Source organism: Pseudomonas frederiksbergensis (genome assembly GCF_003732705.1).
Classification (GTDB): Bacteria; Pseudomonadota; Gammaproteobacteria; order Pseudomonadales; family Pseudomonadaceae; genus Aquipseudomonas; species Aquipseudomonas frederiksbergensis_F.
The window spans coordinates 1-19469 of the sequence record NZ_MOBR01000007.1 but is presented as its reverse complement, the minus strand read 5'-3'; the positions used below and the strand labels follow the sequence as shown (position 1 = coordinate 19469).

Genomic DNA, 19469 nt, shown 5'->3' with positions numbered 1-19469 from the left:
ATATGGTCGGGACGGAGTGATTCGAACACTCGACCCCTAGCACCCCATCTCCTTTTTCATACTTCTTGAAAGCTTCCAAAATTTTACTTTGGATTTTTCTAAGCTAGTATTTACTTGAGCTCCAGCGGTGTTCTGCTCTACGAGAGTCCAGTAACGTCCATCAAGAGCCGACGTTTTTGTGGGGGTAAAAGTAGGGGTAGCCCATTTTATGGTCAAAATCACCATCAAAGAACTCGAGTCGCTGACCGCCAACGATGCCGGCCGAATCCTCCGGGAAGATGGCAATCTGGCCGGTCGAATCTCAGTCCGTAAGGACGGTGTGTCGGTCAGCTTTTTCTATCGCTATCGCTGGGGAGAGCAGAACAAAGAATACGCCTGCGGAACCTGGCCGCGCAAATCCCTGACAGACATCCGCAAGGCCCGCAACCAGGCACGGGCACTCATTGATGAGCAAATCAATCCCAACGAGTACAAGAAAACCGCCAAGGCACAGGCATACGCCGCGGCTAACGTTGAGGCCGAACAAGTAAAAACGACGAAGGTGCAAACGCTGACCGTCCAAGATCTGGCCAAGGCGTGGCTGTTGGATGGCGTGGCGCGCAAAGACGGCAATGCTGAATTGCAACGACGCTTTAACAAGGACCTTTTTCCGCCACTCGGCAAGACCGCAGTGAGCAGCGTCTCCGAACACGATGTTCGGGCGCTGATTCGCGCCGTGGTCAACCGCGGCGCTCACCGGCAAGCCATCAGTTTCTTCGCTGACCTCACCCAGATGTTCAGCTGGGCTAGAAAGCGCCAACCTTGGCGGGCGTTACTGATTGAGGGTGATCCGACTGAACTGGTCGACATCTCCCCATTGATCCCTGCCGACTACGAAGCTGAAAGAAGCCGCATCCTTTCCCCGACTGAGCTGTTGGAACTGCACAACCGCTTCCAGCAAATGACCGTCGATTACGACGCCCTCCCCGCGGGCCAAAAATACGACGGTATTCGGCCGCTAAAGAAGGAAACGCAGCTCGCGCTGTGGATCAGCCTGGGCACCTTGTGCCGGATTGGCGAGTTGCTGCAGGCCGAATGGAAAAATGTCGATCTGGACCAGCAGACCTGGTTCCTCCCCAGTGAAAACGTCAAGGGCACCCGGGGCAAGAAGCAGGACCACCATGTCTTCCTCTCCCCCTTTGCCCTGCATTTCTTTCAGGAGCTCAAAACCCTGACGGGAGACTCCCAATGGTGCTTTCCGAACAAGCAGGATGATGGGCATGTGGACGTAAAGGTGGTGAGCAAGCAGGTGGGTGACCGCCAGGCCCGCTTCAAAAACCGCAAGGCCCTCTCCAGACGGTGCCATGACGACACCCTGGTCCTGGCCGACGGCCAAAACGGCGACTGGACGCCGCATGACCTGCGCCGCACTGGCGCGACCATGATGCAGGCTTTGGGTGTCAGCCTGGACGTCATCGATCGCTGCCAAAATCATGTGCTGGCCGGCTCGCGAGTGAGGCGCCATTACCTGCACCACGACTATGCCGAAGAGAAGAAGTGTGCCTGGAATCTGTTGGGCGATCGACTCAGTGCGGTGCTGTCCTCGACCTACGAGCACACGCCAAACACGTCGATGTTGTCCTTTCCAGCGTACGCGGCGACAGAGACGCAGACACCCTCATAGGCGGTTGCACCTAGCGCTCCCGGAATTTAAGATCCACGACAACCAATATTGTGACCTTACATTCGCGATGAGCAAAGGTGACCGACTGCATGTACACATTCGTGAGCTTCACCGTTGCGGAACTGTTCGAAAAAGTATGGCAAATGCCCATGGTCAAGTTAGCCCACGAAATTGGTGTTTCCGACGTCGCCGTCGCCAAAGCTTGTCGCAAAGCCGGCATCCCTCTCCCTGGCCGTGGCCACTGGGCCAAATCAGAAAAGCAGCGACAACGCCAACCCAAGCCTCCTCAGGTCGAAGGCAAGGTCCGATTCCAGATGCTCGACCGTGACACTCTGCCTGCCAAGACTGGCACTGATTTGAACTCACCTGTAGCCCAGCGAACGATTGACGCTCCCTCTCAATTAACCGAGCCTCACGCGCTAGTGAGTCAATGGCTAAAGAGCGCAAAAACGTCGAAGTTCAAGGACGGCTACCTCGATTACGCAGGCAAGCGTGTCTTGAATGTGATGATCTCCTCGACATTGATAGAACGCTGCGCGATCCTTTTTGATGCACTGATCAAAGAGGGTGAGGCTGAAGGTTATTCATGGAAGATCAACGCTGAAGGAAAAACCATTACCACCGTTAACGGCGAGACCATGGCCGTGCGACTCATAGAGCGATTAGACAAACGCGCGCTACCACCACCGCCTCCCCCAAAACGCCGCCCCGGTGCTCCTTGGGAGCCTAATTTCATGTCCCTGCGAAGCCCACAGTTTGAATGGACCTCAACGGGTGAACTGACGTTTCAGATCGAAGCGCGGATGGATTACGGAGAACGGAAAAACTGGAAGGACACCAAGACCGCACCGCTCGAGAAAAAACTTTCTAGCATCCTGGCGGGCTTGAGTTCCGCATCAGTTTCTATCAAGGTCCTCCGAGAGAAAGAGGAGGCAAGAGATCGTGAATGGGCTGAAGATGAAAGACGACGTCTTGAACGTGCCCGCACATCAGAAACTCAACGTCACCTCAGACGAAGCCTCGTTAAACATACAGAGCAATGGGAGCGCGCCGAGCGCTTAAGAGCCTTCATAAAAGCGGTGGAAGATCGGCTGAAAATTGCCCCGTTAGCAGATCCAGAGATGGTACAACCCTGGATCGATTGGGCTCGCAAGCAGGCTGATCTCCTGGATCCTCTGCAGGAGAGTCTGGCATTAATCACCACCTTGGACGTACAGCTAGAAAACTGGTTCAGTGGTTCACACTACGGACAAGTTGAGAAAGGTTGGTGGCCTGAGTAATTGGCGATTAGTAGCACAAGTGTCATCCCTATTTGATCTTGAACGGGCTTTCACAGCGCCGATGTAAACTCGGGTAACGCGCATTTGAATGGGCTCTGATCGTAACGTATAGACAATTGGTCACCTCAAATTTTCCTGCTGCTACGCTGTCCTCTCACGGAGGAAAACCAATGCCTAATTCAGACCTGCTCCCTTCCCCGCTTTTCAAGATTAATCAAAACCAACTCGCCCTTGAGGCTGCCATCATGGAGCTAACACTCTGGGTCGAGCAGCGCGGATCCGCAGAAGTCGCCGATAACGTTCGCGGTGCCTTAGAAGCAATCAGTAAGAACGAAGAGTTTATCAATATGACTCTCGCGGTAGTGATGGCGCCGGAGTGACTTCGTCTGCGAGTCACAAGGCGCGCTGCTCAATTCCTCCGCTGGTAAAAGTATCCATACAATCCCGTTGGTTGACTGCCTAAAATTACTGCTGCAACTCAACCGTTGACGGCATGCTCAGCATGCCTTCAGCTAATGATAACGGGCAAAAATTGGCTAAAAGCGGCCCGTCACCGCTGGTCAAATCCATTTTTCCCGGTGATCTTCCTAGATCACCCTTTTAACCGCCATACGCTTAAAAACTCTTACACTCTACCTATAGAGTCAGCGGTAATCCGCATAAGGAACACCAGCGTGAGCGTAGATTGGAAAGACGGGCGGCCTATATATGGGCGCGTAATCGTTATCGAGGACGAACCGGTTGTCAGGATGCTTTTGGAGGAATTGTTGGCGGAGCTTGGATATGCCTCTGCGGGTTTCGACAACGCCGTTCAGGCGCTGAGCTACCTAGTACATATTGAAGGCGATTGCTCCTTCATCATCGCGGATCAAGGTTTGCCTGGAGGCATGCGAGGCACCGATTTTATACGCATGGCGAACGAACGATGGCCTTCCATTCCTTCGATACTCGTCTCCGGCTATTCTCTGGACGAGCAGTTGATCCCGCTTTCAACGATTTTTCTAAAGAAGCCTTACACACTGGCTCAATTGGAAAGCACCATCGCGACCGCAACCCGCTATCGACCGAGGCAGTCGTAAACGGGCGACCGTCTATACTCAGCGTTTGGGGCGGCGTACAACATGATCAAAAAGGTAGTGCTTATCCTGCTTTTCACAATAAGCGTTTTGTGTCTTCTCATCGCCGTCGTGGGGGTAGCGCTCACATAGACACACCATTCCAGCACTCCATCACACTGGCATTGCTTGGTCCGAATAGAGCGCTTCTGACCCGTCGCCTTAGCGGCGATGCCTTGTGAACGTCAGTGTTGGCTCGTCGCGGGCCCCCGCGACCGGCAGCTATCGGCCAAGGCTGTGTAAAAACGTTTTAGAACACTTTTGGCGGTCGAGGCTGGAGCCAAAATCGCGTTCCTACGCAAATTTCTGGTCTGCTGATTACACAAGCACCAGCAGATTTTACGTAGCAACGCAGACTACAAAACGGCACATGCGTTTTTACACACTCTGGGCCACAAGCGGCCTGTGTAGAGCGACAGCAGCTTAGATCTTGTCGGAAGCAGCAGTACTATGGCTGGTCGACGAGTGAAGGTCTTATGATATGAACTAGCGACACTCTTGAAGTAACCTTTGGTCCATGGTTTCAGAGCGTACTGGTGCGTCTTGTTGTTCGATCGTAAGAGCTGGTGGAGAAAACCATGAGAGAAGCTCAAACGATTTGCCCGAGCCTATAAAGCGGCAGGCAGAGAGGATTCACCGCGAGATCGAACTCGCAGGTTCGATGATTCTCGTGGTTAAAAGTGGCGCTAAAGCCCAGGGACTTATACTCGGAATAACATGCTGTGACGGCCTGCCCATAGAGCGCTGTGAACTGTTAGCAGACCATTTTGACAGCATCGTGGAGCAAAGGTTGAGGTCGCTGACATTAGGGCTGTAACGTCAGCTGGATAGCAGAAACTGCGTAGAGAATCGGATGAAGTACGTCACCTCCCTTTTAACACTTGCGCTAATAGCAGGTTGCAAAAAGTCACCCGTTCCGGAAGAGATCACTACTGTTCCCCAAGAGCGGTTTTTGGGTTTTACAAAAACATCTGATACCCATCTCGTCATCTTGGCCGCGACCTCATTAGGAAATGATTGCGCGATCCGTATTTCAATAGACGAAAAACCGGCCGCTGACTTTTTCGGCGCAGAAGTAGCTCATTTTGGGCTCACATTCGGATCACACACCCTCTCGGCGCGAACCTCGGAGGGGAGCTCAAGGCAATGGACGCAGGAGATCAGGGTCAGTGTCAAAACTGGCGACGCCTTGATCATGCGTATCGACAAAGCGGGCCTAATACGGACCGAGCTTTAAAAGCTATAAACAACCTCCTACACTGCTGAGCATTCGCTCACACCGTACCGGCGCAGCTTCGTTTTCCTCCCGACCTTTGCACCGCTTCCCATTAGGATCATCGACATGCGCCTGTCCAATTTCATTCTCGAGAACCTTGAGCCGATTCTGCAGGCCTGGGAAGATTTCGCCAGAACCATTGAGACGCCGGGCGCGGACCTCGATAGTGAAGCGCTGCGAGATCATGCCGAAGAGATGTTGCGGGCAATAGCAAGCGACCTGCGAACAAAGCAGACGAAGCGAGAGCAAGCTGTCAAATCTCAAGGCCGAGTCCCTTCAGATGATGAAGAAACCGCAGCTGAAACTCATGCAATGACGCGGCTGATGGCAGGTTTCACGATTGATCAAATGGTGTCGGAATACCGAGCATTGAGAACGAGTGTGGTCAGTCAGTGGATGAGGCAAGTGAAGGATGGTACGCCAATTAATGTCGACGACATGACCCGATTCCACGAGGCCATCGATCAGGCTCTCGCCGAATCCATCGCCAGCTACTCGCGCGCAGTGGAGGCGTCACGCAACGTATTTTTAGGCATTCTCGGCCACGACCTGCGCACCCCGCTAGGAGCGATCTTGCTGGGTGCCGACGTGTTGAGGCGCTCAGAAGGAGCCGGAGCCCGGGCCACCAAGGTTGCCAATCAGATATATACGAGCGTGCTGCGAGCGAGCCAAATTGTTGCAGACCTACTTGATTTAACACGCTGCCAAATGGGCCCAGGCATTCCTGTCAAAAAGGCGGATATAGATCTCTTGCACGTTTGCGAACGTGTTGTCGAAGAAATCCGAGCGTTTCATCCAGAGGCCATAATCTTGTTCGACGCGAAGGCTCCAGTTCAAGGGCAATTCGACGGTGCCAGAATGGAACAAGTCTTCTCGAACATAATCAGCAATGCTGTACAGCATGGAGATAATCAATTCTCTATCAAGGTGAAGTTAGAGATCTCAGAAGACTGCGCTATTTTCACCGTCCATAACAGGGGTGAGCCCATACCAGAGGACGTTCTCCCGTTTATATTTAACCCTATGGGTCGTTTCTCTCTGCGATCTGCAATTGATCACGGGCCGACAGAGGGTCTTGGCTTGGGGCTGTTCATCGCGTCAGAGATCGTGGCATCACATAACGGTTCAATCGATGTCAGCTCTGACTCGAGTGGAGGCACCACTTTTCTAGTCAAGCTTCCAATTTCTGAGTCGCCCCTACATCCGTAGGCACATTCGAGAGGCAGCTTCGGGTCGATTGCGGTCGAAGCCCATTAAACCAACGCATTCAGGCCCATTGCCACCCCATATAGCGGATTCGCTCTTTTTAACAACCATTCCACTTAAGTATCGATCTCATAAAACAACTTTTTCATTGAGCTTGAGCGCATATTCCTCGAATTAAACGCCTACACTGGTAGCTCTGTGGCCTCCGGTGATGGAGCCTATAAAGGAACCGATCCTTGGACGCTAAATGGGGAAAGCTCTCACCGCTAACGGGCTGGGCTGTCGTTGTTGAAGGCAACCCAACCTTACGTAAGTTGATAGTGGAAACTCTGGCGGAGATCGACCTTCAGTCTCTGGTCTTTGAATCAGCTGATGCTGCTTTGATTTTTCTGCAACAGACGCACGGCGGTTGCCCGCTGGTAATCGTGGACCAAGGGGTGCTAGGTCGACTCCAAGGTACGGAATTCATCGAGCTGGTAAAAACTAAATGGCCCTTAACCGCGGCGATTCTCACCTCAGGTACGCGGGACGCCTCAATTGTGCTCTCCTCAACGACGTACCTGGAGAAGCCCTGGTCTCTGAATGATCTTGTAATGGCTGTAGCAAACTTACTTCAGCCTGGCCGCCCCCTCGAAAAAACGTCGTGACATTTGTGGACTCGGTGAGTCACCGATAACTTCGTTTTAAACGAGTCATCTGCAAAAACCATGGACGCTGGACGAACTTGTACTGGCAATCGCGCCTTCCTCCAGCCTGATATCCCCCCAGGAGACTTGACCTTTATCTATACAGTTCAACATTGTCGTATGCGTCGGTCAAATGCAAAGTCCGGATCCACATTGAGACCAGCCATCAGTACATGAGATTCAAGCTGGGCTCCAGCAATCCTATCGGCGGCCAATTTAAACCCTACTGGTAGTCCGCTTTCGGCCAAAAGGAATCGTTAGGGGAGGTAATAAAGCTGTCCCCTTTTCCCTTTGGAGTTTCCTTACGTGGGCGCGCGAAACTAACAGGCGTTGAAAATCTATTTGCGCTGGCAATATGATTAAAGACAGCCTCAAAATGCTCAATGACATGTCATAAACTTCGCCTAGCCGTTTTAGCTTTGCGTTACCTGCCTCGCCTAAGTTTTTCAACGGTTTGGCAATGGGCTTGCAGGACCCTGAGCAGCCTCTTCAGCAGGCGTTAGCGATCAATTCCGCTCGGATGGTGGCTAGAACTTGCCGTGGGCGATCATCGGCGCGAGCTCTTCATCGCTGTGCTGCTGGCAGAGGAATTCTCGTATCGCTTGTGCGGTGCGCCGGGCGCTCGTCACCACGAAAAAATGCCCCTCGCCTTTTAGGACGTGCAGTTCGGCACAGCGAATGCTGCGTTGCAGAAGATGCGCGTTGTACAGCCGCACCAGGGTGTCGCGTTCGCCGGTGAGGATCAGCGTGCGCTGGCGCAGACGGAACAGCCGTAGCAAGCTTGTCCAGCCGACCAAGGCGGCGAGCTGGTGATAATAGGTTCGCGGATTGACCGAGAGCATGCCGTTTAACACACCGAAGCGCAGCAGCGTCTGTATCGAATTGGGCGAGCTCTTCTGCTTGCTCAGCTTGGCGCTTTTGCTCCTGCCAAAAAAATCCCGGATGTCGGCGGGATTCACCAGCACCGCCGGGCCGGCCGAAGTCGCCGCTAGGATCAGTCGGCGCACCATGCTCGGGTAACGCAGGGCGAATTCTTGCGCTAATGCACCACCCCAACTCACGCCAAACACATCGACCTTGTCGATTCCCAACTGCTTGAGCATCTCGGCGATCAGGTTTGCATGGCTCGGCAGACGCATTGGCCAGCGGGGCATTTGCGAATTGCCAACTCCAGGCACGTCCAATGTAATGGTCGTGTAGTCCATCAGTTCATTTCGCAGGAGATCGAAGGTACGGATCAAACCACCCAGGCCATTGAGCAAGAGCAGCGGCGAGCCTTGACCGCAGATTGAAACGTTCACCTGCAAGTCTTTAATGGTCAGTTTGTGCGTTGTCATGGTTTCCCCTTCCCGCACGTAGCTGAGATGGCAATGGCGGATAAGGACTCCAATTCTCAGAGGAGCAGTTTCTGGGTGCTCAGAACAGCAAAGCGGCTGCTTCCCTCATGAAAATCTCGATGGTCTTCGGCCCTATCCCTTCGAATTCTGACAGGCGTTTTTCAAACTCTTGACGATCAGAGCTCGCTTCCACGATGTTGCCCACCTTGCCGCCGTAATCATTGTTGAGCTTGCCGGCCAATGCCAGCAATCGCGACGCGGTGGTCTCGTCGTAACGCACGTAATGAGCCTGACCAAGCATCACGACCAATTGACGGTGGGTGCAGTGCGCGAGTTTTTGCGGCGTATCTCGCTGATGCTGATCGACGATTACATGGTATGCCTTTGCCGCAATTGCACTCTGGATTCTTTTACCCATCAGAAAACTGGCAATTAGCCATTTGAATAGGGCAGCTTCGTGCGCATCTCGAAGGTCGATCTGCAGGTCTTGTGCGCTGATGATTTTGTTCACCGGTTCATTCCTTCAAGCAATGATGTAAATCATGAATTTAGACCCGGCACCACGGCTAACGCTCCAGAGCGGAGAGGTATTAATAAAGGAACCTCTATCGTTTCTCTGCGCCTAACGGTTGAACACTAGAATTCGGGAATTACGAAAATGCATGTGTCGGAGACAACCCAAGTCATGGAAGCGCTGTCGACCAACGAGGTGAACCTGAAGCTTCAGGAGGGCTGGTCATTGATATCCGTGGTTGTCACAACACATCCTAATGGTCAGCTTCATCCCTGTTACATTCTGGGAAAATCGAAAGCCATACCCAACCATCAGAACCCGGGTTGAATAAACGCGGCACATAGCGATTGAGCACTATAGAAAGGTATTGGGAGTAGAGTTTGGCTTATCTGGATTGGGTTCAATGGCCAGCGATGGTTGTGACCGTTCTCGCTGCATGGCTAATCGGATCGCAGCGACCAGGACGGCGAATGACCGGGTTTGTATGCTTCAGTTTGAGCAACATGTTGTGGGTGACTTGGGGAGTTTACGCGGGGGCGTATGCGCTAATCGTCCTGCAGATTTGCCTTTTCCTTATGAACCTACGCGGGTTCAAAAAGAATTTTAAAGTCCAGCAGAAGTAAACCCATCACCCGCGTCGATGGCTCGCAGCTTTTCTCAAATCCCTATGTCCCCTCACCAACGCCCTCCACAACTTGGGGATACCGTTTAGTCCTCTCGATTACCAAGCTTTCCCGTCATTCGCGACTTATGAAACCTTGTTTTAGGTATTCTTCGGCAAGCCTCAGTAACTCTACGTGTTGCACTTGAACAGTCTTTCGAATTTCAGACTTGTCCATCAATGATTGCCACGTCTCAAGCGCCTGCGCTTTCCGATCTTCATACATAACCAACGCTCCCGGCAATGTGCGGAGAGCCGTGGAGCGGCACGATGTTCATCTGATACAACGTGTGGCAATCTCAGGCCAGTATCAAATGAATAAATATAGACCACCCGCCTCCAAAGCAAAGTCGCAGGGAGTGGATCTGACTTATCGGGGATCGGCACATCAAAGTTATCACCTAAGGTGCTTCTCCCGGACAAGGAAGAATTTGAGTGCTAACCCCGTCGACGCCTTCGTCTTCGGCCTTTCTAGATTTGCGTCTCCACGCGTATCACGTGCAGAAATTAAAGGTATTAAGTACATCCTTTTTTTCGTTATCAAATTCAACTTTACGCACATCTGATTGTTGCGCATGCACCTGGGCTTGAAGTTGTTCCCGCGCTAGGTGCCAGTAGAATTGCGCAGCTCCTTCCGGACAAGCATCCTTTTCCCACAGTGCATACGCTCGTTCGCGGATGGCTGAATCGTCAATCATGACCTTCTCCTCGGTGATCAAGCTGTCGCTCCACAGCCCTCGATTTGAATTTGATGTACACGAGACTTCTGCTCTTTGTACTAGCCTTTGCTGTGCTCCGGAGAGGTTGGCCCCTCCTTGATTCCCCGTGGCCCTGCCACCCCCCAAACAATCAATCCCAAAACGGGAAAGATTATGATACCGATGGCCCAGGCTGCTTTTATGCCCACGGTTTTGTCACTACGAAAAACGCTGATCATTGCCCATAGATCCACAAGCAAAATGATCACAGCGACGGCGATAGCGAAGTAAGTGGTGGCTTCCGACATGATTCGACCCTCCAAGCGCTAGTAAAACTTAGGCCTCGGCGTCATGCCTGCGTTCAAACCAATTTGTTCTTGCAACGTGCAAAGCAATGCAACGCGTGGCCTCCATGACATCGACTTCTGACAATCGGGTGAGGCACATTGCATAGGAGCAGAACTCAGCCGCTAGTCGGATTGTTTTTTCTCCAACGTGCCGCCACACATTCATGGCTTGACCGAGACATAGATGTGCATGCGAAATCTGACCAACAGCAATGTGGAGCCCGTCATGGCGCCTATGCTTAATGCTGTGACGAATTGGGAGGCACCACAGATTTCTCCCGTTGGCCCGAAATTAACTCAGTGAGCAATGGGAGGAAATTTACGATGGATGAGCAAAAAATTCGAGAAGCGGCGTATCAGCTTTGGGAGAAAGAAGGCAAGCCGCAAGGGCAAGATCTGGAGCACTGGTTCACTGCTGAAAAATCAGCAAGCGAAGAGGATTCTGACAGTTCCATATCTGGCTCAACATCAGGGAGCGAAAATGCCCCGTCTCAAGCTGGCACTACTACCGAGACTGAAAACCCAGATACCGATGGTCGTTAAAGCTTGATTTGGATAAAGCAACCTTAGCGGATACCCATCGATAGCGCACACGCATCGAATGCGCGCTATCGCCGTGAATTTAGAAGGTGTCCGGGTGTGAAGAGACGCTCTGCAGCCGTCGCAGGTTTAACCACTGGCATTCAGCCTCAGCCTCTTCTCGACTCAAAAAGGTAGCTTGCGAGCGCGACTTTTTCTCATTGTCATAAATGTTAAATCCTATTGGCGCTGTTTTGCAGTATCCGGGCGCTCTCTTTCGAGAGGAGCCAGTTTCAGTGGGGACTACAGGGACAACGACGAATCTTGGGATCATCTTCACGTCCTCGCTGAGATACCTTCACCATAGGTCAGATCAGCAAAAGTCTTCATCTGTTTCCGCTAAGACACGTGAACTTGGGATTACTCTCTCAATTCTTTCGCGTAGACAGTCGCGTTTGGTCTATGGCGCCATGTCGTTAGGATGCTCGATACCCGTTGAGATTCTTCTTGAAGCCTCGGGCGTTCATTCCCAGCAGAACACATTCAAGGACTATCAACGCGTAAGCGTTTACGTGGAGTCCCCAGACAACCCACAAAGCATTACTCGCAATGAACCCCCAAAAGGCAATCATGCGCCGACGTGGTCGTTGCGAGCCAACGAACCAAGCTGAGACCACCGTTACTAACATGGCGGGCCATTGCACAAGGTCGATGTATTCCAAAGTCATCCCCACTAGCCCATCGATTCAAGGAGCAATACCGGCACTCACCTTAGGGTCAAGTACAGGCGTACCCACTGAAGCGCCCAGAGAAGTCAAATATTCGCCAAACCCGCCCCGACATTTGAAATCTAGGCGTGCGCTAGTGACCACTGGGTTCGTGGCTGTCCAAACAATGTGAGCGCCGATCCTCTCAAGGTCGGCTACCAAATGAACGTCTTCGTGTGCGGCAAGATGTTGAAAGCCGCCGGCGTTTCGATACGCTTTGGCACTCATTCCAAGATTGGCACCGTGAATATGGCGATGGTTCTCGACGAATTGGTACACCTCAAGATATCTGGAACGCACCAGGTCACCATGCTCAACCCAGCTATCCACTTCAACCGTTCCACATACCGCATCAGCATTGAACCCGATCTGGCGAGCGAGCCAATCGTGAGGAACGACTGTGTCAGCATCGGTGAACGCGAGCCACTGCGCTCCGGCATTGAGCAGTTCCTGCGCGCCAGTTGCTCTAGCTCTACCCACGTTCTGAAAACAAGCGTCGAGCTTTGCTACGCCCTGCGTGGAAACCAATTGTGCGGTGTTGTCTGAACAATCGTCCAGGACGACAAGTATCGTGACCAGCTGACCACGCAAACTCGGATGCCTAGCAGCCACCAAGACAGATGATAGGCAGTCGGTGATGTGGTTTTCTTCGTTATGGGCGGGTATCACAACACCGATCATTGGCCTTCTCTCATTCCAGCAAAGTGGGAGCTCTCCAGTTATCGACATTCGTTGTCAAAAGAAGGTTTAAAGAATCTATGGCGCAAGCGCTCTGATTCGCTGCTGAACAAGGAGTAGAGACCAGCCCTTCCGTGGTCACAGGCATCGATAAAAACATAGCTATGCATACCCATCTCATGTGAAGACGGTAAAGTTACCGTCGTCAAGGGTACTGAGCCACCTTGCGGCCACCCCGGTAGCCTGGTGTGATCACAACCCAAATTGGTATCCAATGCTGAAAGGCCCGCTCGAAAGTCTCTCATTCGACTCGAACATTGCTCGCGCTGAGCAACCAACTCCTCGCGCGTTAGCGAGAGCTGCACCGCATAGGCGTGCGACAACTCCCGCTCCTGAATACACTGAGCCGCAGTCTTGTGAGTAGTTGACTGCGGAGGTTTTTCGTCGACCAAAGAAGGCAAATCGCTGGAGGACATAGTGATTCCAGTAAGACGAATGTATGTATCTAACAAGACCAGAATCAATCGATCGATTCTCCTTTCCCATGACGGGCGGTAGCTCTCGGCGTAATACTTCGTAGATCCAAACCTGTGACTTGGGTCATCAAACGTAATGCTTGGTGGCGGCAAATCTCGGAATTAGGCATACACTAAGACCCTGACTTCAACGACGTCGGCACGTTTTGCCCGACTAAGGAATCGATGAGTGAACGTAAACTGGGAAGGCGTACTGCCAATCGAGGGAGACATAATCGTCGTTGAGGACGATCCTACCTTGCGCTCCCTGATGGTAGATATCGTTGCTGAGATTGGTGCACGGGCAATAGCATTTGAGACTGCGGACGACGCTTTAACCTATCTACTGCAATCACATGAAAAATGTCGCATGGTCATCGCAGACCATGGCGTACCGGGACAAATTCAAGGTATAGAATTCATCGAGATGGTTAGTAGCCGATGGCCCTTCATCGCAGCAATTCTGACGTCCGGATATCTTATCGATCCACAATTAGTACCGGTATCGACCGTTTACCTACACAAGCCCTGGGCTCTGGACGATTTGGTGATTGCGGTAGCATCGTTGCTGCAGCCCGAGTCACCCATCCACAAAACCTAAGCTACGTTCGACGAGCGTTATGAATTGCCTTTTTAGGCTGTTGAGCCTGATTACGCCCTTCAAAAAGAGTAAGCGTTCCGAGAAACACACCTTGCCAATTCCAGCATTCAGGCGGTCAGCGGCTAGGTAAGGCATGCACCCATGGCGTATTCCATGATTGCGCGCTGAACCTGAAGCAGGGCTGCCTTCTGCTCGTATCCAGCGAAACCGCTGTAGTCGACAGGATCAAATCCAACCTTCACCGATAAAAAAGGGCGGTGTTGGTAACACGATCGGGTTGCCTAGCTTTGCCAGATGTTCTTTTGTGAGCGACCACTCAGTGTCTGTGAAGTTGGCTGGCCACGAATCGGTAATCAAGATATCCACTTGCCGATTGGCAACGTCGGAAAAGGCAATATGAGGATTTAAATGATGAAGGTCTTGGCTACAGAAATGCATGATCGTTATTCCTAGCACTTCCGCGAGCTCGTGCCATGAGCGCAGCACATTTGTGGTTGGGCCCCACAGTCCTATCTTTGCCTTACGGATCTCACCAAATTTAGAGTGGACGTAGAAGGCATCGGAAAGAACCTCGCAGGGATGCCCCTGAGCCGACATGGCATTTATTACGGGCCTTCCACTCGCCGAAGCAAATTCCTTCAGCTTTTCGTGGTTCGACTCCCTGATGACATAAATAGAATAAAAATGATCAAGGTAGCCCGCTAGATCTTCTACACGCTCCTTCGACTTGAGAAGCTTCGGAAGCTCTATGAATTGCAAACCAGCTGTCCAAAAGCTTGTATGAACGTGGTACGGGTGCGAATACCATTCCCTTCGAATGACCAACCCACGGTGCCCTTGACGGATTTGGGAGGCTGCTTTGCCTGCTCCCATATCTCCAAGACATGCCGCGCAGTCAAATCTTTGAGGCTGATTATATTCAATTAATGCTCCTTCCCTAGATAGCGGCGGTTGCTGGTCTGGCTGCCGAACTCATAGTTTTCGCTTTCTAACAGCGAGCGTCCGCTGAGCGCGCTTTCCGAGGTTACACTGGCGCCCACTTATGCGGCAGCAACTCCGTAATTTCATTCGCCCGCTGTGTCGGCAAACGAGTCAGTACGTCCTTCAGATACGCATACGGATCATGCCCGTTCATGCGCGCAGACTGGATCAAGCTCATGATCGCCGCCGCCCGTTTGCCGCTGCGTAGCGATCCAGCAAACAACCAGTTCGAACGCCCAAGTGCCCACGGCCGGATCTGATTCTCGACCGGATTATTGTCGATTGGCACAGCTCTCCGTCATCAAGGTAGCGCGTCAGCGCTACCCAGCGTTTAAGGCTGTAATCCAAGGCTTTGGCCGTCGCTGATCCGTTGGGCACAAGATCGCGCTGGGTCAACATCCACTCGTGCAGTGCTTTCGCCAATGGTGCTGCTTTTTCTTGTCGTATTCGCCAGCGATCCTCGTCACTCATGTCTCGCGCTTGGCGTTCAACTTCGTACAAGCCGCCAATCGAGTGCAGCGCCTGTTCAGCCAGCTGGCTTTTATTTGCCACGTGCAGATCGAAAAACTTGCGACGGGCGTGAGCCATGCAGCCGATTTCGGTCATGCCTTTTTCGAAGCCAGCTTTGTAGCCAGCAAAGTCATCGCACACCAGCTTGCCGCTCCAGGAGCCGAGGAAGCTGCGCGCATGCTCGCCCGCTCGGCTTGGACTGAAGTCATAAACCACAGCCTTGAGCGTCGAAAACGGCGTGGAGCAATAAGCCCAGACATACGCTCGGTGAGTTTTCTTCTCGCCTGGCGCAAGCATTTGAACTGGAGTCTCATCGGCGTGGATCACGCCCTCGGCCAGCACCGTTTCGCGTAGCGCATCAACCAGAGGCTGAAGTTGCACGCCGGTTTGTCCAACCCACTGGGCCAGTGTCGAGCGGACGATCATCAGGCCGGCGCGGCCAAAGATTTTCTCCTGTCGATACAGTGGCAAGTGGTCGGCGAACTTAGCCACCATCACATGCGCCAACAGGCCTGCGGTTGGGATGCCCTTGTCGATGACCTGCGCCGGCACCGGTGCTTGAAGCAATGTTTCGCACTGTCGGCAGGCCCACTCTCCACGTATATGCTGCTCGACGGTGAACACGCCCGGCGTGTAATCGAGCTTCTCGCTGATGTCTTCGCCGACGCGTTGAAGCTGACAACCACAGACGCACTGGGTGTTGTCCGGCTCGTGATGGATAACGGTGCGTGGAAACTGCGGCGGCAACGACGCACGCTTGGGCTGCTGACGGGGGTCGGCCGGCGCAGCCGGCGGATTGACCGCTTTCAACTCAGCCTTGATGGCCGCGATATCTGTGTCTAACAGGTCGTCGAGCAACTGAGCCCTGATCAGGGCTCAGTTGCTCGCTGCGCTTGGCGAACTTGTGCCGTTGAGCACTGCGATTTCGTGGGTGAGTTGTTCGTTGACTGTTTCGATCCGATGGATCTTCTTGCCCATCGTGTCGACCTACGACAGCAACTGCGCAGCGAGTGCACGCAGTTGATCGGGGGCATTTGATCGAGATTGGGGGTAGAAGTCATGCCTTGGATTTTACCAAAGCAGATCGGCTGCGGCAGCAGGCTCAGGCGTTAATTACCGCGTTTTAAAGGACGGTGATTGCGCCGCCAGCTCCAACGCGTTGCCAAGGTAAACCGAGTACCAAAGCCTGAAGCTGATCGGAGTCCAACTCCACCTCGCAACCTTGCCGAATGCCTGGCCAGTGAAACTTGCCTTGGTTCAACCGGCGTGCCGCCAGCCAAACGCCGATCCCGTCGTGCACCAGAACCTTCATGCGAGTGGCCCGGCGATTGGCAAACAGATAAGCACAGTGCGGCTTCGCCGCACCGAACACCGTAATCACCCTGGCCAGCGCAGTTTCAGTTCCGGCGCGCATGTCCATGGACTCGGTGGCGAGCCAGATGGTGTCAATGCGGATCATTGGGCGAGTCCACGGATAAAACGGGCACAGCCTTCGGGGTCGGAGGTTGGCCATTTCACGGTGAGCGTTTGCTCGCCAAGCGGCAGCTCGATAGTCGCTGACGACTCCTCGGGCCGTTCTGGGTTGGCTCTTAACGGAACAACGCCGCTGGAGGCTGATCTCGGTAAAGCGGTAGCCACTTGCGGATCACGTTGGCATTGATGCCGTGGCTGATGGCGACGCTGGAAAGCGTTGCTCCCGGTTGCAGGCATTCCTGAACAACCTGGGCTTTGAAAGGTTTTGGGTAAGAGCTTCGTTGGCGCATGGAAATCCTGGCGTTAAGGGCTATCGCGTCCGCTTAAATATACGCGGACACCATCGCCCTTAATGCTGGAGTTCGGAAGGTGACTTGGCCGGACGCTTACCAAAAAGAAGCGTTAAGGCGCTTTCAATCTCGTCGGCAGCTCCATCTTTATGCTCAGCATCCGCCCACTGCCAGAAACGATCAGCCATTAAACCGCCCACTGCCTCCGCGCATAACACGTCACTGCTGATGCTTAGTTTCTTGGCTGAAGCAATAACAGCCAAGAGGGCTTGCTCAAGTTGGTAGCTTCTATCTACGGGCACTGGATTCCGGCTCATGAATTAGTGGAAAGCGCAGTCTACCGCGATATCAATTTGACATCAAAAGCAGCCGCCCGCCGATGAGCGGAAACGTAATCAGCACCCCTGTAAAGCTAAGCCCTCCCCTCTGCCGACGAAAAACTTATTTGGCGAGCGGACATCTCGGTGCGTAGCTCGCCTATCAAATTTGCAATTTCGCGGCTGGACGTAAGCCCCGTTACCGACACTCCGGTAACCAACAGTTCTACACTTCCTGAGGAAGGCTCTATCACCTTGATCATCAGTGACCCATCGGGATTGGTGGTGCAGGCGCAGGACAGTGGCAGGAAGCCGCATTCAATAATATGTCGAAGCTCAAGAGCGGAAATCATCACGTTCGTCCTAAGGGCAACATCCATTAATTGGTTGTCCATGAAGAGAGCTAGTAAAGAAGCTCTGGCAGCATTTTTCAACAATTCGTTTCCGCAGTATCGGCACCAAACCAATGCGCTCCATTCCTTCATTTCCTATGCGGCTACGCTATCCCTTTCCACGGAGAAAAATCGATGCCCGCTTCTGACCTGCTCCCCTCGCGGCTGTTCAAAATCAATCAAAACCAAATCGCCCTTGAGGCCGCCATCATGGAGTTGACGCTCTGGGTCGAGCAACGCGGTGCTGCTGAAGTCGCCGGTAATGTTCGCGCGGCCTTAGACACTATTGGCCGAAATGAAGAGTTTATTAATATGACCCTTGCGGTGCTGATGGCACCTGAATGACAAGGAAAAACCACGTATAGCTACCTGTTATAAGAGCTGTTATCGGACAGCAGCGACCGTTCATAACCGGTTGGATCTATTTTGCAAAGGTGGGCTGGCAGGCCCGTCCAAAATCACCCTTTACCGCGCGGTGCATGAAAAAGCGCTTACACTCAATCCCCTAGAGTCACCGGCAATCCGCATAAGGAACACCAGTGTGAGTGTGGATAGGAAAGACGGGCGGCCTATGCTGGGGCGCATAATTGTTATCGAGGACGAACCGGTTGTCCGGATGCTTTGGAGGAGTTCTTGCGGAGCTCGGATATACCTCGGCAGGTTTCAACAACGCCATTCAGGCACTGAGCTATCTCGTGCATATTGAAGGTGATTGCGTCCTCATCATCGCGGATCAAGGTCTCCCTGGAGGGATGAAAGGCACCGAATTTATACGCATGGCGAATGAAAGGTGGCCCTCCATCCCTTCGGTACTCGTCTCTGGTTACTCTGTAGAGGAGAAGTTAATCCCGCTATCGGCAACTTTTCTACACAAGCCATACACCCTAGATCAATTGGAAAGCACAATCGCTAACGCAACCAGCTATCGGGCGACGCCGTAACCGGGGCGACAGTCTATGCTCGGCGTTTTTGGGGACGGCGACTGCGACGTATTGCTCGTTCCAGTGGCCAGGCTGCCACTCTTCAAGCTGTGGGAAGGCTCGTCGTCTTAGTCGCGCTGCCTTGTGAACGACAGCTTTGGGTCGACTGAGGCCCTTCGCGATAGGCCACAATCGGCCAAATGGGGTCAGTCGGATTTGTCTACGAAAGCAGGGGCGATTCAGATAGCCTTGAACCAGTTTCGCAGTGATAAATCTGTCCATCGACGACTCACCACGTCGAGCATGTGTTATTAGAGTTTTTTATGCTTTCGAGTTGACTATGGACCGCGCTAGGGGCATCGCCCACCGCTTTCACTGCGGATTTGAGCTGGTTCGTAGTTACGCCGAATTTTTTTGCCCAATACTTAAGCTCGAAGGTGTCGTTAGCATTGATTCTGATCTCGTCAGAGCCATTTGTGAGATTTCGTTGCTGCATAGATTCATCCATGATTCGCTGGGTATGAGGAATAGGATAGCCGAATCGAGGCAGTTTCAATGTTTTTGGGAAGAATTCGCAAACTCGACTGAAATCTTATGTGGTTTTTTGTCTCTGTAGCGTGCATGAGACCCTTCTGATGGCCGTTAGTTATAGCAGGTTTAACGGCTGCTATTGGCCCAGAGTGTGTAAAAACGCTCATAACCTGATCGTCTTGAGCCATTGAC

Annotated in this window: 23 protein-coding genes and 1 pseudogene; 11 read left to right on the top strand and 13 right to left on the bottom strand. The window is 52.7% G+C overall.

The genetic code is table 11. From position 1 onward, the window contains the following. The first annotated feature begins 208 nt into the window (after positions 1-208). The 7 genes from BK667_RS07870 (at position 209) to BK667_RS07835 (ending at position 7187) form a co-directional block, all read left to right on the top strand. Positions 209-1663 carry a tyrosine-type recombinase/integrase gene (locus tag BK667_RS07870; protein WP_123597258.1) on the top strand — a complete coding sequence of 485 codons (1455 nt, stop codon included), beginning with the start codon at positions 209-211 and terminating at the stop codon, positions 1661-1663. Positions 1664-1752: 89 nt separating this feature from the next. Further along, positions 1753-2943, top strand: coding sequence for a hypothetical protein (locus BK667_RS07865; protein ID WP_123597257.1), 1191 nt, complete (start codon positions 1753-1755; stop codon positions 2941-2943). Positions 2944-3113: 170 nt separating this feature from the next. Next, positions 3114-3323 carry a hypothetical protein gene (locus BK667_RS07860; protein WP_123597256.1) on the top strand — a complete coding sequence of 70 codons (210 nt, stop codon included), beginning with the start codon at positions 3114-3116 and terminating at the stop codon, positions 3321-3323. 294 nt (positions 3324-3617) lie between these two features. Further along, on the top strand, positions 3618-4022 hold the full coding sequence (locus tag BK667_RS07855; RefSeq protein WP_185058183.1) for a response regulator: 405 nt from the start codon (positions 3618-3620) through the stop codon (positions 4020-4022). A gap of 889 nt (positions 4023-4911) precedes the next feature. After that, positions 4912-5295: a hypothetical protein gene (locus tag BK667_RS07845; protein ID WP_123597253.1), complete on the top strand. Its 384-nt coding sequence runs from the start codon at positions 4912-4914 to the stop codon at positions 5293-5295. Positions 5296-5400: 105 nt separating this feature from the next. After that, on the top strand, positions 5401-6543 hold the full coding sequence (locus BK667_RS07840) for a sensor histidine kinase (RefSeq protein ID WP_123597252.1): 1143 nt from the start codon (positions 5401-5403) through the stop codon (positions 6541-6543). Between the two features lie 233 nt (positions 6544-6776). Beyond that, positions 6777-7187: a DNA-binding transcriptional response regulator gene (locus BK667_RS07835; protein WP_123597251.1), complete on the top strand. Its 411-nt coding sequence runs from the start codon at positions 6777-6779 to the stop codon at positions 7185-7187. A gap of 566 nt (positions 7188-7753) precedes the next feature. On the opposite strand, the gene BK667_RS07830 is transcribed toward BK667_RS07835, so the two are convergent. After that, on the bottom strand, positions 7754-8527 hold the full coding sequence (locus tag BK667_RS07830; protein ID WP_259697957.1) for an alpha/beta fold hydrolase: 774 nt from the start codon (positions 8525-8527) through the stop codon (positions 7754-7756). Positions 8528-8642: 115 nt separating this feature from the next. Then, a complete protein-coding gene (locus tag BK667_RS07825; protein WP_123597249.1) occupies positions 8643-9074 on the bottom strand; it encodes an HhH-GDP family DNA glycosylase in 432 nt (143 codons plus the stop codon). Positions 9075-9490: 416 nt separating this feature from the next. Here BK667_RS07825 and BK667_RS33490 point away from each other — a divergent pair, with 416 nt between their 5' ends. Then, on the top strand, positions 9491-9700 hold the full coding sequence (locus BK667_RS33490) for a hypothetical protein (RefSeq protein WP_375539167.1): 210 nt from the start codon (positions 9491-9493) through the stop codon (positions 9698-9700). A gap of 532 nt (positions 9701-10232) precedes the next feature. On the opposite strand, the gene BK667_RS07815 is transcribed toward BK667_RS33490, so the two are convergent. After that, the gene (locus BK667_RS07815; RefSeq protein WP_123597403.1) at positions 10233-10436 is read right to left on the bottom strand and encodes a DUF2934 domain-containing protein; all 204 of its coding nucleotides are present in this window, start codon (positions 10434-10436) and stop codon (positions 10233-10235) included. Between the two features lie 80 nt (positions 10437-10516). Then, on the bottom strand, positions 10517-10744 hold the full coding sequence (locus tag BK667_RS07810) for a PLD nuclease N-terminal domain-containing protein (protein WP_123597247.1): 228 nt from the start codon (positions 10742-10744) through the stop codon (positions 10517-10519). A gap of 363 nt (positions 10745-11107) precedes the next feature. Between BK667_RS07810 and BK667_RS07805 the strand changes: the two genes are divergently transcribed. Continuing rightward, positions 11108-11326, top strand: coding sequence for a DUF2934 domain-containing protein (locus tag BK667_RS07805; protein WP_123597246.1), 219 nt, complete (start codon positions 11108-11110; stop codon positions 11324-11326). Between the two features lie 452 nt (positions 11327-11778). On the opposite strand, the gene BK667_RS33485 is transcribed toward BK667_RS07805, so the two are convergent. Together BK667_RS33485 and BK667_RS07790 are read right to left on the bottom strand one after the other, a co-directional pair. Beyond that, a complete protein-coding gene (locus BK667_RS33485; protein ID WP_375539164.1) occupies positions 11779-12030 on the bottom strand; it encodes a hypothetical protein in 252 nt (83 codons plus the stop codon). An 18-nt stretch (positions 12031-12048) separates the two neighbouring features. Further along, positions 12049-12750: a glycosyltransferase family 2 protein gene (locus BK667_RS07790; protein WP_123597244.1), complete on the bottom strand. Its 702-nt coding sequence runs from the start codon at positions 12748-12750 to the stop codon at positions 12049-12051. 702 nt (positions 12751-13452) lie between these two features. Here BK667_RS07790 and BK667_RS07785 point away from each other — a divergent pair. Continuing rightward, positions 13453-13863, top strand: a complete 411-nt coding sequence (locus tag BK667_RS07785; protein WP_123597243.1) for a response regulator — start codon at positions 13453-13455, stop codon at positions 13861-13863. A gap of 225 nt (positions 13864-14088) precedes the next feature. Here BK667_RS07785 and BK667_RS07780 read toward each other — a convergent pair whose 3' ends face one another. The 6 genes and pseudogenes from BK667_RS07780 to BK667_RS07755 form a co-directional block, all read right to left on the bottom strand. Beyond that, positions 14089-14622, bottom strand: a complete 534-nt coding sequence (locus BK667_RS07780; RefSeq protein ID WP_221179156.1) for a hypothetical protein — start codon at positions 14620-14622, stop codon at positions 14089-14091. A 265-nt stretch (positions 14623-14887) separates the two neighbouring features. Continuing rightward, positions 14888-16415 (bottom strand): annotated as a pseudogene (tnpC, locus tag BK667_RS07775) (IS66 family transposase). A 62-nt stretch (positions 16416-16477) separates the two neighbouring features. Continuing rightward, positions 16478-16813 (bottom strand): IS66 family insertion sequence element accessory protein TnpB, encoded by a 336-nt coding sequence (gene tnpB, locus BK667_RS33480; protein ID WP_185058182.1) that lies wholly within the window; start codon positions 16811-16813, stop codon positions 16478-16480. 130 nt (positions 16814-16943) lie between these two features. Beyond that, entirely contained in the window at positions 16944-17117 is a 174-nt protein-coding gene (locus BK667_RS07765) for a transposase (protein WP_123597242.1), read from the bottom strand. Between the two features lie 59 nt (positions 17118-17176). Further along, positions 17177-17380 carry a hypothetical protein gene (locus BK667_RS07760; RefSeq protein ID WP_259697955.1) on the bottom strand — a complete coding sequence of 68 codons (204 nt, stop codon included), beginning with the start codon at positions 17378-17380 and terminating at the stop codon, positions 17177-17179. Between the two features lie 149 nt (positions 17381-17529). Next, complete coding sequence (locus BK667_RS07755; protein ID WP_375539163.1) at positions 17530-17868, bottom strand: DUF1652 domain-containing protein; 339 nt, start codon at positions 17866-17868, stop codon at positions 17530-17532. A 93-nt stretch (positions 17869-17961) separates the two neighbouring features. Between BK667_RS07755 and BK667_RS07750 the strand changes: the two genes are divergently transcribed. Then, positions 17962-18171, top strand: coding sequence for a hypothetical protein (locus BK667_RS07750; protein WP_123597240.1), 210 nt, complete (start codon positions 17962-17964; stop codon positions 18169-18171). An 864-nt stretch (positions 18172-19035) separates the two neighbouring features. Here the strand turns inward: BK667_RS07750 and BK667_RS07740 are convergent. After that, entirely contained in the window at positions 19036-19242 is a 207-nt protein-coding gene (locus tag BK667_RS07740; protein ID WP_123597238.1) for a DUF3606 domain-containing protein, read from the bottom strand. Positions 19243-19469: the final 227 nt, after the last annotated feature.